A 15425-nucleotide genomic window follows, 5' to 3' on the forward strand; every position below is an offset into this window, starting at 1 on the left:
ATTCGAAGGCCGTTTCTGCTCGGAGTGCCAGGCGCTGTCGAGACGTGACCAGCACCTTCAGTTGAGGGCATTGCCGCAGGAGTTCAGAAATGAGAGAAGTTGCACCATACAAATGCTCGAATTGGTCGAGAACGACGAGAGCAGGGCGTTCGCGCAGGGCCATGACCACCACATCAAGCGCAGATCGGCCGGGCGAAAGTGGGGCACCGAGGATCCGGGCGACATAAGGCAGTATGTCCTCTGGCTGCTGGACTTCTCCTAAAGCAATCCACCACACCTGACTGTGGTAGATCTGCTGAGCCCGCTGGGCCACTTGAAGAGCCAGGCGCGTTTTCCCTGCACCGCCGATCCCGAAGATGGTCAGGAGCCGCACCTCTGGCAGATGAAGCGTTGAGTGAATCTGCTGCAGTAATTCCTGATGCCCCAGAAAGGGTGTGATTTCTTCGGGGAGATGAGGTCCAGGAAAGGCAATGAACTCCAGTTCAGCTGTGGGGGGAGGCCCCTCGATCTCCAGCCCGAGTGACCGGGCCTCACGGCTTACCAAGCCGGCATGCGGGCTATGACAAAGCGTCAGGAGGCGGTGCATGCGGCGCAGATCGTGCTCATCCCGAGGTGGAAGTCCAGGCAGGAGCCAGGCCGCTTCGGCGTGCCGAGTCGCTTCGTTGATTCGGCATTGCCCTAACAGAGCTTCTGCGTCGTGAACAAGAATCTCCCAGAGTTGTTCAGCGATGGATTCTCGGGTGTCGATCAACCATTCTTCGAGTTCTGGTCCTAGAAGCGTGAGGGCGATATGGGTCAAGAACGGCTCTTGGTACAGCTGGAGAGCTTCACTCGCCCGCTTGGCCTGAATGTGACTGAGAAGCTCGGTCACATCGCTGCTGCACTGCACAGTCAGGCGATCGCCCCGTTCAATAATTAATCCGGGTGCGGCCTGGCGCACGAGGCTGATGAGGACACGGAGATTGCCAGCGGCACTGGTACTGTGCGGCCAGAAGAGGGCCCGCAGCCGAGCACGGCTGGTAGGCCCTTCGACAAGGAGGTAGGCGAGAAACAGCAGATGACGCGGTGCAATGCGTGAAGTTGACAGGTTCGTGCCACCCAGCGTGGTCAAGTACATGGTGTTCTCCATACCAAGAAATTAGTAGAGTGTAGACTCTAACAAATAAATTCAAATATTTCATATGAAGATGTCTTTTAAGTCCAGACACTATTCCATATCTTAATATAGCCATATCAATGTAGAGCGTCTAAAAATTATCGCAGTACATTAACAGCCAGAAATGCACCGCAAAAGATGATAGATGTAGAAATCATGGCAGCCTTCTCAAATTTTACAACTGATTCCCGGTCGCGTTTTGATATCTGCCACTTGACAAATACAGTGATAGCGATCACCGAGAGCATGCAAACATAGCAGGACAGGAACATCAGATCGATTCTCGTTAGGTAAGGTATTGTGGGTAAGTCATCATAAACAACAAACTGCACGGCAGTTAATGCTAGGAGTAGTGCCGTTAGAACTTGCAAACGACTTCCAATATCTTCAATTGGGAAGAAGTATGCTGAAAAGCAGATGAGCGATATGAAGAATATCAAGCTGATGACGAGATAGGTATAATGACTGTACTCTCGATCAGCCGTGAGATCGACCAATAATCTAGGTGAGGGTGCAGCGCGACCTACGTAGTTCTGTTCCTTAGCGATCAGTTGGGCGGATTTGAACTTCCATCCATCAATTCCATTATATTCATTTTTCGGAATCATAGTGTCAATGAGCTGAGTGGAGCCGAGATTGGAAAGTTGTGGATTGAACATAAGTGTCGTTTCTTTAGTGGTATTGTGTCTTGGCTCAAGGATCAACTTAATCTGCTGGGTGTCGAAGGGAAATTTCGAGAGATCAAAGTATGCGGAAAATTCACCATTATAACGTCGGCTTACTCTGTATTGCATGTCTGGAGAGGTTGGCTCGCCGTAATCCTCCCAAATCAGATTTAAGTCTCTGTCATTCACAAAGTCGATTAGTGGATCACTTGACAGCATTGGGTCATCTGTCTTTAAGGCTTCTGTGTTACTTCTATTGTTCCACTCGTAGCTCAGCGTGACGTCAGCTAGAAAATCTCCTTCAACGGGATCAATACTATAAATCTCATTGATAAGAACATCTACAATTACATTTTTATCATTAGTATCTATTTTAGATGCACTAGCGACGTTGGATATATCGGATTGAGCATGGGACGCCTGACAGAGAAAGATAGTCAGAATGAGAGCTATAAGTGCATTATTCTGGAAATTGAGGAATTTGTGTAAGCGACTGACAAATCTGTTTCTTATATATAAATTAGATATAGTATAAAATGTACAGTATAAAGCGTCAAATTTTGGAGGTAGTGCATTTCTATGTATTTGATTCATTCAATCTCCTCAGCACATATATCTCAATAGATTGATTCGTACATCTGGCCTGGAATATAAAACTCCAGGCCAGATGTAAATAGTCTATTTCTCAATAAATGGAATTACATCATAGTTAGAGAGATAAAGAGGAAGAATAACATTATATTTTGATGAAAATCCAACTTTATAAATTTTTCGGGTGGCGTCATAAGAGTCATATGCTTCTGGTGCGGAAATATGAGCGTCTAGTACCGATGGCAATCCTGAACTGACTATGTCCTGATTAATCTTCAGTACTCCAGGTCTGCCATTTTTCGTCTCTACGAATGAACCTTTATATGTTGACGCACCGCTGAGAAGGACAGCCGTTTTTGTCGTGTCACCCTCGCTGAGGAGATTGAAGTTGCACATCTGCTGAATCAAATTCAGTGATACCAACGGATTGACTTCATATGTAGCGTCAATCTTTGATACCACCTTTGCATCTGGCCTTCTCCATCCTTCTGTAGACACGGAACCCAGAGCTGGTGAGGCATACAACGTGGTCGGTTGCTTATTCGTAGGGGCATCAGCGGGGTAATCGAATAAATTTGATTCATACTGATTTTTTGGAATGTAGCCAGCTCGAGCACAAGCCCACAAATCCACCTTCTTAGCCTGGCTATCGATAACAATGGTAGGGAATGTCTTCTGCTGTGTGCCTGATGTGCCATCCTGGACGAAATAACCTTCGGTGACTATTCCATTGGCATCGGAGATAACATTCGCTGGAAAATATTTCTTAAACTTCATAACTATAGACCTAGTTTCACTCACATTACCTGTGTCAATAGATATTCGATATGGACTGTTAACAAAATAACTGAACACAGATTGATATCTCTGGACTTCAGTTTCAAAAGTCAAAATAGTTGAATCGGCAAAGGAGCTAATATTATCCTGTGTAAGATTAGGAAATTGTGACATTGCTGCTTCCAATCGCCTTTTTTCCAAATCTTTAAGTCCCGAGAAATAGTCTAAATATTGCCTATCCTTGTTTTTATATCCTGTGATTTTTCTTAACAAGTTTATTGATCTGCTAATAAGATATGCTTGATGAGATATATAATTTCTGAATAAATTAGTTGCCTCAATTGCATCACTTTCATCCATGATGAGGTATCGATTTTTAAGTGCTTGTACGTTAGTATAATACTCTCCATTATTTAACAAACTTCCTTTGGAGAAGGAAAAATGAAAGTAGTCGTCTCCATTTTCCAATATCCTCTCTGCTAAAAATGTCTCAATGAGACCTCGAGGAGCCGTAACTCGTCTGCGGCCAACATCTGATGCATTTTCATTTGTTCCAAATGGTTTCAGAGCTCTGCTGTAATCAAGGATCAATTTCTGATTTTGCCCGTCTAAACCATTCGATTGATTGAATAATATAGCTTGTAGTGAGCTATGGTTTTGTATAATTGCATCGGCGTCCTCCTCAGCTTCAATTCTCTGTCGGAGCTGAGGATTGTTCTGACCTTTGAGACGCTGATCCCTTTCAATATCATTTCTGAGAAGTGATTTGAATAGATCTTCTTGGGGGCTAAGTTGGCGAAGCTCATTAGCAAGTGTTGAGCTTACCGTTGTCGAAGATAAGTTATACTCTAATTTTGCGATCTCGGAAACAATATCATTCAAATCAAGAGTAGGCGAAGATGTGTTGAGTTTCTTATCTAGATACTCTTCAAGAAACGGTTTCGCCGCCTTAACCAATCCCGACTGCTCCCCCAAATCAGCAATTGCTCCGACACCAGCAATCAGGGCAGATCCAAGAACTTTTCTGTAAGTTCTAGATGGAATTCCTTGGACTTTAATCTCGTTATTAAAACGATTCTGAGTCGTCTTGATGTACTGACTGAGATTTTTGAGCGAGCTGAGACCTTCAAACTGCGAAATATTTAATTCCGAAAGGTCAACGAAATACGAGTCGTCTCTCAACTCGCGACCTGGAGTTTTCAGGCCCAGATCCTCCGAGACTTGAGCAAAAGCAAGATCTAAATTACCTTGAGTCTGTTGATATCGCTCTGTCGCAAGAGTGGTAATAAGATTAACGTCGAGCGTATCGAGAAAGTCATCGGAATTCACAGTACGACTAAGTTGAATTTTTTTACTGTCTAACTCCCCGTTTGCGACAATCACGAACGGCTCTTTATTACTAGCAATATCCAAATCTATATCGAAAAATCCTTCATCATCAGATTCTGTTTTTATGAGTGTCCTACCATCTAGAGAGCGAATATCAATAGCTGTGTTCTTCAAAGCATCGTTAGGAGTGATATAAACGTACCCGCTAACGGATGTATGATGAGCGGGTGTGCTTGGAGTGGAAGGATTCGACTGCAATCCACAAGACGAGAGCAGAATAGAGACAGACAACACAGTAGTCTGCTTGAATAATGTATTCACGTTGTTTCTCCTTGTACCGCGATTTGTATTGAATACAAATCGACAACCATCTATGATTGCCAACAGTTGCCGAACTACATATTTTAAGATTAATATAGTGAGGCTTATCATGTTTTACGATGATACTATCGCCTCACTATATTGAATGGAGAGTGCTATGCTACGATTTCTAACTCAATGACCAGTAAAGGATGCTAAACGCAGAATGCTGGCGAGGTGTAACCGTTAAGATTCGATGTCGCCGACGTATTAAAGATATTGAATCCAACGATGCTTGCATTCGCAGAATACTTCACTGAGCCTTCCGTAAAGCCGTTGATACAGAGCTTGGAGTTCGAAGCTGAGAGTTTCGCGCCAAGATTTACAGTAGTATCAATTTGCGCCCCCGCCTGCCCAACGAGTGGCGGATTTACGTAGAGATTAAGATTCATTTTGACCTGAGGATAAAATCGAGCCTCACCAGACCACTTGTTAGTAAGTGTATAACTTAGTTTATTATCGACAACGCCATAAGCACCGTTCCTAGCAAAGTTATCGACGCCACCACCAAACTTACCATTGTAAACTTGTTTAAAGCTGACCTCCCCTGTGATTTTTCCATCTGCATTCAGCGAGAGCGTCATCGTAGGCGCAGCTCGAAGTGTAATCACACCGACAGAGAAACTAATTTCGTCGAAGGTATAGGTCGCGAGTGGAATGCTCCATTTCATGCCTGGGCAATTCGCAGTTAAGCTCAAGCTCGAATCTTGATCGACTAAGACTACACCTTCCAACTTAACGTTAGGTACAACAGAATACCAGTGAGGAAAGTCAACTGAGACATCGGTATTTAAACGCAAGTTCATATTAATGCCACCGCTCAGAATGATATTCTGAGTTGTGTCTGTATCGCTACAGAGAATAACTTGTTTGGGTATATTAATCTGTATAGTTTTGAGATTAGTTATACCTTGGGCTTTGAGGTCAGAACGACTCACGAATTTTGTTGAAAGCCCGTTCAAATGATCGATTTCGCTCTTCAACGCTTCCTCGTCAAAATTCTCTGTGTTATGCTCTACGTCGGCATACTTAATGACCTGATCAATCGTGGCATGTTGCGTTGCAAGAGCGTACTGCGTTTCACTCCGCTTCTCTACGCTGACAACCTTCAGGAGTGCACCATTCGGGAAGACTGAAGAGGCTTGTGAGGTCAGAAAGTCACCGGCAAAGTATTCAAACGGTGCAGTTGAGCCGGAATCACGTTCAAGAATGATTACGTCTCCCTCCCTCTTGATTGGATGCCAGTGCCCTGCTGCATCGCTGGCCAAGCTCAGGGCCTGCATACCAACAGATTGCGCCATCACTTCTTCAGGAATTTCTTCCTTATCTGCTCGGAGGATCTTCAGATTGGGGACGAATTTAACCTGACCATCTTGAACTGTATTGATCGAGAGTGCGGAATCCTCGTCAACATAGGTGAAATCAATTTCGCTATCCTCGCCCGGATTGAGAGGATCAGTCTGTCCGGGGTCAGTCGGAGTCGTCGGCCCTGGTGGGGTGACGGGAGGAACAGACTGCGAGGAATCGCATCCTGACAAAAGAGCAATCGTAAGCAGGCCGATAAGGGAAGAGACAATCTTTTTGCTAACCATAGACATAATTCTCCTGACTGTCAAAGACAGAGTGAAGTTTGTATCTTTATTCGGAACATCGAAGATTTATTTGATCGAAACTCAATTGCGTTCCAGTAGAGACACCTAAATTGTGACTAGGAACTAGCACATTCCATGGGTTAGAATGCGGCTAACAAACGGACATTGCGATCTCTCCTAAGGGTATGCCAAAGAGACTCCTTCCCAATCTCGTGTAGAAGCTAAACACTCATAATTTTCAGTGAAAGGAAAACTACGCTGCCAAAATAGAGATGGAGAACGAAGGCGCTATTTGAGCTTGCCAACCGACGGAAAGAGACGAATTTCAATCGCAACATCCTGTTCAGAAGACGTGCGGTCAGCCTGGTAGTCCTTCAACGTTAAATCTCCGCGAAGTGATTTACGGGTGATTGGTTGGAAGACTGAGTAGAGGGTACAGAGCAGACCGTATCGAAAGCGTTATGATGCGTTATCGAGCCATAACGCCTTGTAACACCAGACAAAAACCTGAACTTTCTTGCATACGATCTACACAAGTAGTACGGATTAAGAACCGATAGATAGAACGCGGCCTTAAGGGACACGGGCCTGATCAGGCCACTGGTCTCTAGCCGATTGAGCCGGCATTGACTCCGTCCTTGACGACATCAAGGGCAACGGAACTACGAGTCTTCATTGGTCTTCAGTCTCGCTCCGCCCAGCGGGAGCACCTCGCATCCCGGAACCTGGATGCAAAGAGGCCTCTGCGTTTGATTCGGTGAAGAGGGGCAGAGGCCGTTACGAGCCTGCAACGCACCCGACTGTAGGGTCTAGGAGATGAGACACCTGCTGACACTGGCCGCAACCCTGAGTTTGAGCGCTCCCGCCCTTGCCGCAACATCCCCTATCTCCATGACCTATAGAACTGTGCATTACACCTGCTCAGGCGGTACCAAACTTGATGTGATTTATATCCGCTTTGCGACTCGGCCCCTGTTCGCGGTCGTGAATTGGCAGGGCAAACAGTACGGTCTGGCTGAAGCACTCAGCGCAAGCGGGTCAAGGTACGCTGGCCTGTACGGCCCGGCACAAGCACCGAACGGTCTGGAATGGTGGGAGCATCAAGGGCAGGCGGAGCTTAATGCCTTTACGAGCAGCGGCAAGACCAAATCCCTTCTCACAGCCTGTAAAGCACCGCGCGGCTGAGACAGACGCCCAGAACCATAAAGTCCAACGATACAGTAAAAGTACATCTGATCCGGATCAGATGGCTTAGCGATCCGCAGTCGTGGCGCTAAGAAGTGCTACATAGCCTTCACGCTGATGTCCCAACGCTCACAGCGTTGAGCGCTGGCTATCCCACCACAACGAGGAGCAGAGAGTCCCTCTCTCTATCAGGATCACCACCCTGTAGCGTCACTACCTATTTACCGCGAATAGGGGTTGACTCCGGGTTCAAAAGATGCGAGAGGGACGGTGCTTATCTGTACTTCGGGAAAATTCAGCAAGGTGACATCAAGGACAGCATCGGTGATGCTGTCCTTCTCCTATGCGTCGTCACCTGCCACGCTGGACCCGACACTTCCCGACTTGGTTCGAACCCTTTCAGGTCCATTTGCACCACAAGGCGAGACGACGTCTCGCCGCACTTTACGTTCAAGGTCTGTGCAGCGTGTCGCACCGGAAAAGTATAGTTCCCATGGCCGATCTGGTCGCACCTGGCGACGAGGATCGTTTTCAGCATTTCATCACGGACAGCCCATGGAGCACCGCCGCCCTCGAGCCCTTACTCTTTCAGCGAGCCAACCAAATGCTTGGCGGGAAAGGTGCAGTCCTGATCATCGACGACACCTGCTTGACCAAATCTGGAACCAAGTCGGTCGGGGTTACCAAGCAGTACTCCGGACAGGTAGGTGGACTGACCCAGTGCCAATGTTTGATCTCGCTCACGCTAGCCCAACACGATCTTCCTGTTCCTGTCAGTCTCCGCCTTTTTCTACCCCGTGACTGGACAGGTAACGCCCAGCGGATGGTTGATGCTGGTGTTCCTGAGGAACACCAGCACGCGCTGAGCAAATGGGCTGTCGCCATTGACGAACTCGACCGCGTCTCCCCGCACCTCAACTTCGGCATGGTGCTTGCCGATGCCGGCTACGGTGCCAACGCGCCGTTCCGGCAAGCGTTAAGCGACCGGAATCTTCACTGGTCCGTGGGTATCTATCGTTCTCAAAAGGCCTACCCCGCCGATGTTCAACTCTTACTAAGCCTGAAACCTGTTCACGGGCGTCAATCTAAATACCCGACGCCGTCTCACCCACGTCAAACCGTGGAAGAGATGCTGGCAGATGCCGTCTGGCATCAGGTCTTGTGGCGGCAGGGGACGAAAGCCGCGCTCTCTGGCCGCTTCGCAGCCAAATACGTCTGCTTGGCCGATGGGACGGAGTATCGGCAAGGTCAGCACTTACCAAGTCAATCGGCCTGGATCATCGGGGAGGAACGGCGTGGTGGCGAACGGAAATACTATGCCTGTAACCTCCCTCCCGAGACGGCGCTTCATCACCTCGTTGAGGGAACCAAGCGCCGGTGGGCGTGTGAATTGACCCATCGAGAATTGAAGCAGGAGGTGGGATTGGATCACTTTGAGGGCCGCTCATGGCGCGGGTTACACCATCATGCTCTGCTCTGCATGGTGGCCCTGCTCTTTCTCCAATGGTTGCGGCTCAGCCAGCCTGATGACCTCATAGGCGACTCGGTACCAACGATCCGAGATGAGCTGGCAGCAGGTCTGCTTCCAGCTTGCTACTCGCGGTGTTGTCCCTGTACCGGCCTATTCAGCGGCCCTTGAATTTTCCCGAAGTACAGTGATGGGCCGTCCCGACTTCACTCTACTACCGCTGAGTGTTGCCGTTACCCTGCTGAGCCGCTGGATTCAGCCGCACATTCCGCCCAAGCTCATCCATTCCCACGAGAAGCTCTCTGATGCTGACCTGCTGGCAGTCGCACTGCTTCAGAAGCTGCACAAGGCGCCGTATTTCAGCCGCTGGTGGCGCTTTGTGAAGCTCCATCATTTCCCAGGCTTTCCTTCTATGGTGGCCCAAAACAAATCGGAGATAAGGGGTATCAGTCAGGGACATGCCTGACACCTTTCAAACTCAATGCCAGACAGGCTGAAAGAATACGGGGCCGCGAGGAAAGCGATCGAGTCTGCCTTCTCTGTCCTTGCTGGTGCGGGACTGCGTTGGGGTCAGGTGAAAACGCACCTCAGCCTGCGGTTAAAGGTCGCGCTGGGCGTCCTGGCACACAACCTAAAGTTCATTGACCTCAGTGGCTGATCGCTACCCGGTCCTTGCCTCTGCTGTGCGATTCAACTTCCATCCTGCTGTTCTTGAGGCCGTCGGAACAGCGCTGCATGGAGGAACGGCATGTCGAAGACCTCTTCTGTCTGACCTGACTCGACCTGAAGAGCACCACCTTCCAAAAATTCCAACGAAGAAAAGACCTGGCGAAGATCGTCCATGGTGTACGCGATTCCGCCTTCAAGATGTCCCTGGCGCAGGAGCGTGACATCGTCTTCCTCACTGCCCATCTGCCCCCACGCAAAGGTGCAGATACCGAACAATCCGCCAGGTTTTAGAACCTTCTCCAGGGTCCGGAGATAAGACAATCGCCGATGCGGTGGAAGATGATGGAAGCAGCCTGAGTCATAGATCACATCAAAAGGCCCGCCAGAAATATGCTCGCGCAGGACATCTCCCTCAAGAAACGTGACATCTCCTTCGTTGGAGCGCGCCTGCGCTTGATTGACCGCATATGCGGAGAGGTCGATGCCGGTGGCTTGGTATCCCTGTCGAGCGAACCAGCGAGTATTGCGACCTAAGCCACAACCGAGATCAAGTGCCGTCCGAGCCTCCCCGGACGGAAGCAGACCTTGCCTCAACCAGGAGACCAAATTGGCATCAGGAAGATTGGAATTCAGAGGGTGAGTATCCTGGCTGAAAATCCGAATCCAAGGGTCGTCCTGCTCTCGCCGAGTCCAATCAGAGCCATCAGCAAATAGGCCATCAAGAGCGTCTAGGAGCTGGTCTAACGTCGCAATTCGCACTGCCGATTTTACCACGCTGAGGAATGATCCAGTCCTTTCATCGGCGAAGCTATGCGCTGAGGGGAGGGAATCCTAACTTGGTAGCGATGTAGCTCTGTGTCAATCCCTATTCGCGGTGACTTATGGCAGGTTGCTGGAGGAGGGCAACGCGAGGATAAGCGGCCAGAAAATCGAGCGGGCCATTGCGTGGATTCAGGACCATTTCGATGCCCGCTGAATATTGAGGCGCTGGCGCAGGGCAGCTATATGGGAGTGTCGACGTTCCATGCCCGCCTTAAGGCGGTGACGGGGCTGAGTCCGCTGCAATTTCAGAAGAACGTGCGCCTGCAAGAAGCCCGGCGGCTGTACAGCGCGGGTCTGGATGTGGGGGCGGTCAGCCGGCAGGTGGGGTACGCCAGCGCGTCGCAATTTACGCGTGAGTACACGCGGTTGTTCAGCACGACGCCGCGCCAGGAGATGGCCCACCTGCGGGTGAGTGGGGTCAAGTGACGGTTTGGGGCCTCGAGAAGTCCATGACGGCGCAGGGGCATTCGCTCAAGGCGGGCGTAGCGCTGGTGCCAATGATTTGGACTTCGCAACGCCAACCAAGTGTGAGGACAAGCCGGATGAACCGCAAGCGGGAAGTCCCGTTTCAACTCTAGCGGGACCCCTACAGATTATGTCACCCATTCCGACACTCAACCCGCAGCACATCGCCTTCCTGCACGCCGTGGGGAAGATCTCGAATGGGTCAAGCCTCCAGCGTACCGTCGGGCCATTTGACTTGGGCAAGGTCACCTTTAAGGACATCGGTTGGCGCTGAGGGAGCTGCGGCAGAGCATCACCGTCGCACTTCACATCTTGGAGGCGGGCCCCTCCGCGCTCCAACGCTACACGCCCTGCTTCACGCGTTGCGCGGTGAGCATCAGGTGGTTGACCCCACCCGGGCGCTGAACGGCTGGCCTTCGTCTCCGGCGTGCGTCACGCGCCCCAGGTTCGTCACGATGCGGTTGCGGCCAAAGGCCTTGGCCTGGTACAGCAACTCGTCCGCGGTGCGCAGCACCGCGCGCTTTTCCCCCTCCAGGCGCACCAGGCCGCCGGACACCGTGATCGTCTCGCCTCTCAAGCCGGCGCGCGTGGCCAAGAGGTCCTGAACCCGCGCACGCAGGCGCTCGGCCACCCGGCGCACGACCACATCGTCGCAAGGCGACAGCAGCACCGCAAACTCTTCACCCCCCAGCCGGTAGATCCCATCCGTGGGCCGCACCGTTTCTTGCAGCACCTGCACCAGGGCGCGCAGCACACCGTCACCCTGGTCATGGCCGTAGGTGTCATTGATGTGCTTGAAGTGGTCAAGATCCAGCAGCAGCACGTAGGCCGGCTGCTCCGGGTGGCGGAAGTCCTCGTCAAAGCGGCGGCGGTTCAGGGCGCCCGTCAGGCTGTCGACAAACACCAGTTGCTCCAGCTGTTGGGTGCGCACCAGGGACCGCAGCCGGCGCTGCTTCACGCCGTGCGCCACGATTAGCCCCAGAGCGCTGAGTGCAGTGATGGAGAGGTACACGGGCACGGCCTGAAGCAGCGGCTTGCCGGCCAGGAAAAAGGCCAGGAAGGTCGGCAGACTGGACAGGCCAAAGATGCCTGCAGGAACCCACCAGTGATGCAGCAGATCATCTTCGGAGTACCGCGGAATCCGCCGCACCCAGCCCGTGCGGGCCCCGGCCAGCAGGGCCACCAGCAGGAGACTGATGACCCCAGGCCAGGCGCCCGGTCCACCCAGGGCCAGCCGGTAGAGGGCCACCGGCAAAGCCACCAAGACCCCCGCGATCAGGCCGTAGCGGCGCGCCGCCAGGGCGATCATGACGCCGCAAAAGTCGAACAGCAGCCCGGGTGCGAGGTGGGCGCTGTGCAGCAGCAGCACAAACGCAACCGTCACTGTGGCGCTGTAGCGCAGGAGCAGCCGCGCAGGACTTTCGCGTGCCGCTGTGCCCTGATACGTCAGGGTGATGACGGTGACACCAGCGATCAAGAGCGCCAGGTTCACCAACAGTTCGTCTACGACCACCATCACGTCCACGGGTCCAGTTCAGCGCAACGGGTGTGACGGCCCACAACATGAAGGGGGTGTGCGGGTCAGGGCCCCAGGACCCGGCGCCAATGACCCGGCGGGCCAGCGCCCACAGCGAGCTGCTGCTGGCCCGTGGGACGCGAGGGAGGTGTAGAGGCTGACTCCTGACCTCAGCGGGGCCAGAGTCGCGTCAGGGTCGCTCAACGGGTGGGGTGGGGCAAATGAAGGCCTACCCACTCAGGGCCGGCAGGGGGGTCAATGGCACGGTGTGTCTCGGCTCAGCGTTGGTCCGGCGGGAGATTCGCTAGGCTGCCACTATGTCCTGGCAATCCGTCACCACTTTGAGTACCGTTCAACCCGGTGACCGCCTCCGCCGGCAAGGTGGCGTGCCCTTTATCGTTTGAGCCGTCGTGGGCTGGTCTGGCTTCTCGCTGGAAGTGATCGCCGATACGGGCCTGCTGGTCTGGCTGGACCCCACCCACGCGCTTGAGCGCCTCGTTCCTGAGGAGGCGCAGGGCTAGCGGTTCGTTGCAAGCGGCCATTTTGCGTGACGACCAAATCGTCATGAACTCGCCCAAGTGCAAAACATCTGCTGAACCGAGCGTTCGGCACCAACCGGCCGAACCAAAAGTGGGTCACCGATATCACCCTCCACTCCGACCGAGCCCGCCAATGCAACCCACCTGCCTCCTGCACGATAAGTCCGAGGGCTACGTAGTCCCACACCTGGCCGCCCAGTTGGATCGCCAAGTCGAGTTGCCCTGCCGCGACCAGGAGAGCGGCGTGCGCCGACCAGTCGGCGCACTGAGCCCGCCCGGCCAAGGAAGGTCCGCCAGATGATGGCGGTGGAATCTCCTGTGGGCGCTGCATGATCCGGTGAAGTTGCACCGTTGAAGGCCTCATGAAGAGGCGGCCCGTGAGGCTTCTGAAAGGGTACGCTGCGTACGATCTTCCTATGAGTGCCGACGCCTTGCACCCCTTAGAGGCGGCTCGCCTCGCGGCCCTGGCGGCCTACCACATCCTGGATACCCCACCAGAAGCCGTGTATGACCGAGCGGTTCGCCTGGCCAGTGCCATGTTCAATGCGCCCATTGCGCTCATCTCTCTCGTGGACGCTGAGCGGCAATGGTTTAAAGCCTGTTATGGCCTTGATTTCCAGGAGACACCTCGGTCCATCTCCTTTTACGCGCACGCCCTGGACCATGACGGCGTGTTGGTGGTGCCGGATGCCCGGCAAGATCACCGATTTGCAGACAACCCGTTGGTGACGGGTGACCTGCACATCCGCTTCTATGCCGGCGCCCCTCTGATCACACCAGACGGTCAGAAGTTGGGCACCCTCTGTATCCTCGACCGCGAACCTCGCGCGCCCTTGAGCCCTCAAGACGGCCAGGTGCTGCAGCACCTGGCCGACGGGGTCGTCAGCGAACTGGAACTGCGGCGGATGGGGGCGGTCTTGGCCCGCCGTGAAGCCGTGAACGCGGCTGTCCTCAACTCCTCGCTGGACGCCGTCATCGTGATGAATGAGCAAGGGCAGATCACCGAATGGAATCCGGCCGCTGAGCGGCTCTTCGGGTACACCCGTGATGACATGCTGGGTCAGGACCTGGGTACGCATATCATTCCGCCGGAATGGCGCGCCGCCCACCGCCGAGGGCTGGACCACTATTTGAAGACAGGTGAGGGGCCAGTGCTCGGCAAGCGGCTCCAACTCGCTGCCCTCCGGCGGGACGGGCAGACCTTTCCCTGCGAACTGGCGATCACGCCGCTTGATTTGCCGAATGCACGTCTTTTCACCGCATCCCTGCGAGACCTGACCGATATAAAAGCGTCCCAAGACGCCTTGGAGAGCAGTCACCGCCTGCTGCGGGCCGTGGTGGATACGGTCCCAGAAGCCATCTTCGTGAAGGATCAGGATCGCCGCTACACCATGATCAACCAAGCGGGCGCCGCCCAGATTGGCCGCCCGGCCAGCGAAATTCTGGGACAGACCGATGAGCAGTTGTTCGCGGACGATGTGGCTCAGGCTTCGCGGCTGCGGGATGAAGGGGTCCTGCTGGAGGCTCAAGCCGTGACCTATGAGGTGACGGACCAGTTGCCCAGTGGCGCTCGCCGGACGTTCTGGTCGACCAAGCTGCCGTCCTATGGCGTGGACGGCGCGCTGACCGGCCTGATTGGTGTAGCAATTGACATCACCGACCGCAAGACTGCAGAAACCACCGTTCAGCACCACAACACGCTGCTCAGACACCGAGTTGAAGCGGCGCAACTGGAAGTGCTCGAACGGCTGGCCCGGGCCGCCGAGTACCGCGACGATGACACGGGCGAGCACATGACTCGGGTTGGGACCACCGCCGCGAGCATCGCGGCGTACCTGGGGCTCCCAGAGGTAGACGTGCACCTGATCCGACAAGCAGCGCCCATGCATGACGTCGGCAAGATTGGCATTTCAGACAGCATTCTGCTGAAACCGGGCCGCCTGACACCCGAGGAATTCGACATCGTGAAAACGCACTGCAACATCGGCTCCAATATTCTCTCTGGAGGCCAGAGTCCGTTGGTGGTGATGGCGGAAGAAATTGCCCGCACGCATCACGAGCGGTGGGATGGGAGTGGCTACCCAACAGGACTCCAGGGTGAACAGATCCCCATGAGTGGCCGAATTGTGGCGGTGGCGGATGTGCTGGACGCGCTGATGAGTGAGCGGCCGTATAAGCGGGCCTGGTCGCAGGAAGCGGCGCTGGCGGAGATTCAGACACAGGCCGGGCGTCACTTTGATCCGCAGGTGGTGGACGCCTTGACACACCTTTTCACCACGCCCGCAGCACTA

At 53.3% G+C, this 15425-nt stretch carries 10 protein-coding genes and 2 pseudogenes; 5 read left to right on the forward strand and 7 right to left on the reverse strand.

The window, feature by feature from the left end:
* The 4 genes from GO986_RS21520 to GO986_RS21535 all read right to left on the reverse strand — a co-directional run.
* Positions 1–1117 (reverse strand): NACHT domain-containing protein (locus GO986_RS21520; RefSeq protein WP_198170898.1); only part of this gene is annotated, 1117 nt, incomplete at its 3' end.
* A gap of 137 nt (positions 1118–1254) precedes the next feature.
* A complete protein-coding gene (locus tag GO986_RS21525) occupies positions 1255–2415 on the reverse strand; it encodes a ligand-gated ion channel (protein ID WP_157461579.1) in 1161 nt (386 codons plus the stop codon).
* Between the two features lie 84 nt (positions 2416–2499).
* A complete protein-coding gene (locus tag GO986_RS21530; protein WP_157461580.1) occupies positions 2500–4809 on the reverse strand; it encodes a hypothetical protein in 2310 nt (769 codons plus the stop codon).
* A 224-nt stretch (positions 4810–5033) separates the two neighbouring features.
* A complete protein-coding gene (locus tag GO986_RS21535; RefSeq protein WP_198170901.1) occupies positions 5034–6470 on the reverse strand; it encodes a hypothetical protein in 1437 nt (478 codons plus the stop codon).
* A gap of 816 nt (positions 6471–7286) precedes the next feature.
* Between GO986_RS21535 and GO986_RS21540 the strand changes: the two genes are divergently transcribed.
* The 3 genes and pseudogenes from GO986_RS21540 (at position 7287) to GO986_RS21550 (ending at position 9781) form a co-directional block, all read left to right on the forward strand.
* On the forward strand, positions 7287–7655 hold the full coding sequence (locus tag GO986_RS21540) for an MliC family protein (protein ID WP_157461582.1): 369 nt from the start codon (positions 7287–7289) through the stop codon (positions 7653–7655).
* A 343-nt stretch (positions 7656–7998) separates the two neighbouring features.
* Positions 7999–9294: an IS701 family transposase gene (locus tag GO986_RS21545; protein WP_157461583.1), complete on the forward strand. Its 1296-nt coding sequence runs from the start codon at positions 7999–8001 to the stop codon at positions 9292–9294.
* 19 nt (positions 9295–9313) lie between these two features.
* Positions 9314–9781, forward strand: a pseudogene (locus GO986_RS21550) (hypothetical protein).
* Between the two features lie 32 nt (positions 9782–9813).
* Here the strand turns inward: GO986_RS21550 and GO986_RS21555 are convergent.
* A complete protein-coding gene (locus GO986_RS21555; protein ID WP_224576514.1) occupies positions 9814–10551 on the reverse strand; it encodes a class I SAM-dependent methyltransferase in 738 nt (245 codons plus the stop codon).
* A 246-nt stretch (positions 10552–10797) separates the two neighbouring features.
* Between GO986_RS21555 and GO986_RS21560 the strand changes: the two genes are divergently transcribed.
* Complete coding sequence (locus GO986_RS21560) at positions 10798–11040, forward strand: helix-turn-helix domain-containing protein (protein ID WP_157461584.1); 243 nt, start codon at positions 10798–10800, stop codon at positions 11038–11040.
* A gap of 415 nt (positions 11041–11455) precedes the next feature.
* On the opposite strand, the gene GO986_RS21565 is transcribed toward GO986_RS21560, so the two are convergent.
* Positions 11456–12595, reverse strand: coding sequence for a GGDEF domain-containing protein (locus GO986_RS21565; protein ID WP_232337955.1), 1140 nt, complete (start codon positions 12593–12595; stop codon positions 11456–11458).
* 648 nt (positions 12596–13243) lie between these two features.
* Positions 13244–13498, reverse strand: a pseudogene (locus GO986_RS23560) (inositol monophosphatase family protein); the annotation flags it as partial.
* A gap of 52 nt (positions 13499–13550) precedes the next feature.
* Here GO986_RS23560 and GO986_RS21575 point away from each other — a divergent pair.
* On the forward strand, positions 13551–15425 hold a 1875-nt coding region (locus tag GO986_RS21575; RefSeq protein ID WP_198170905.1), incomplete at its 3' end, for a PAS domain S-box protein.

Origin of the sequence: Deinococcus arboris, from assembly GCF_009755355.1 — a bacterium.
In the GTDB taxonomy this organism is placed as follows: Bacteria; Deinococcota; Deinococci; order Deinococcales; family Deinococcaceae; genus Deinococcus; species Deinococcus betulae.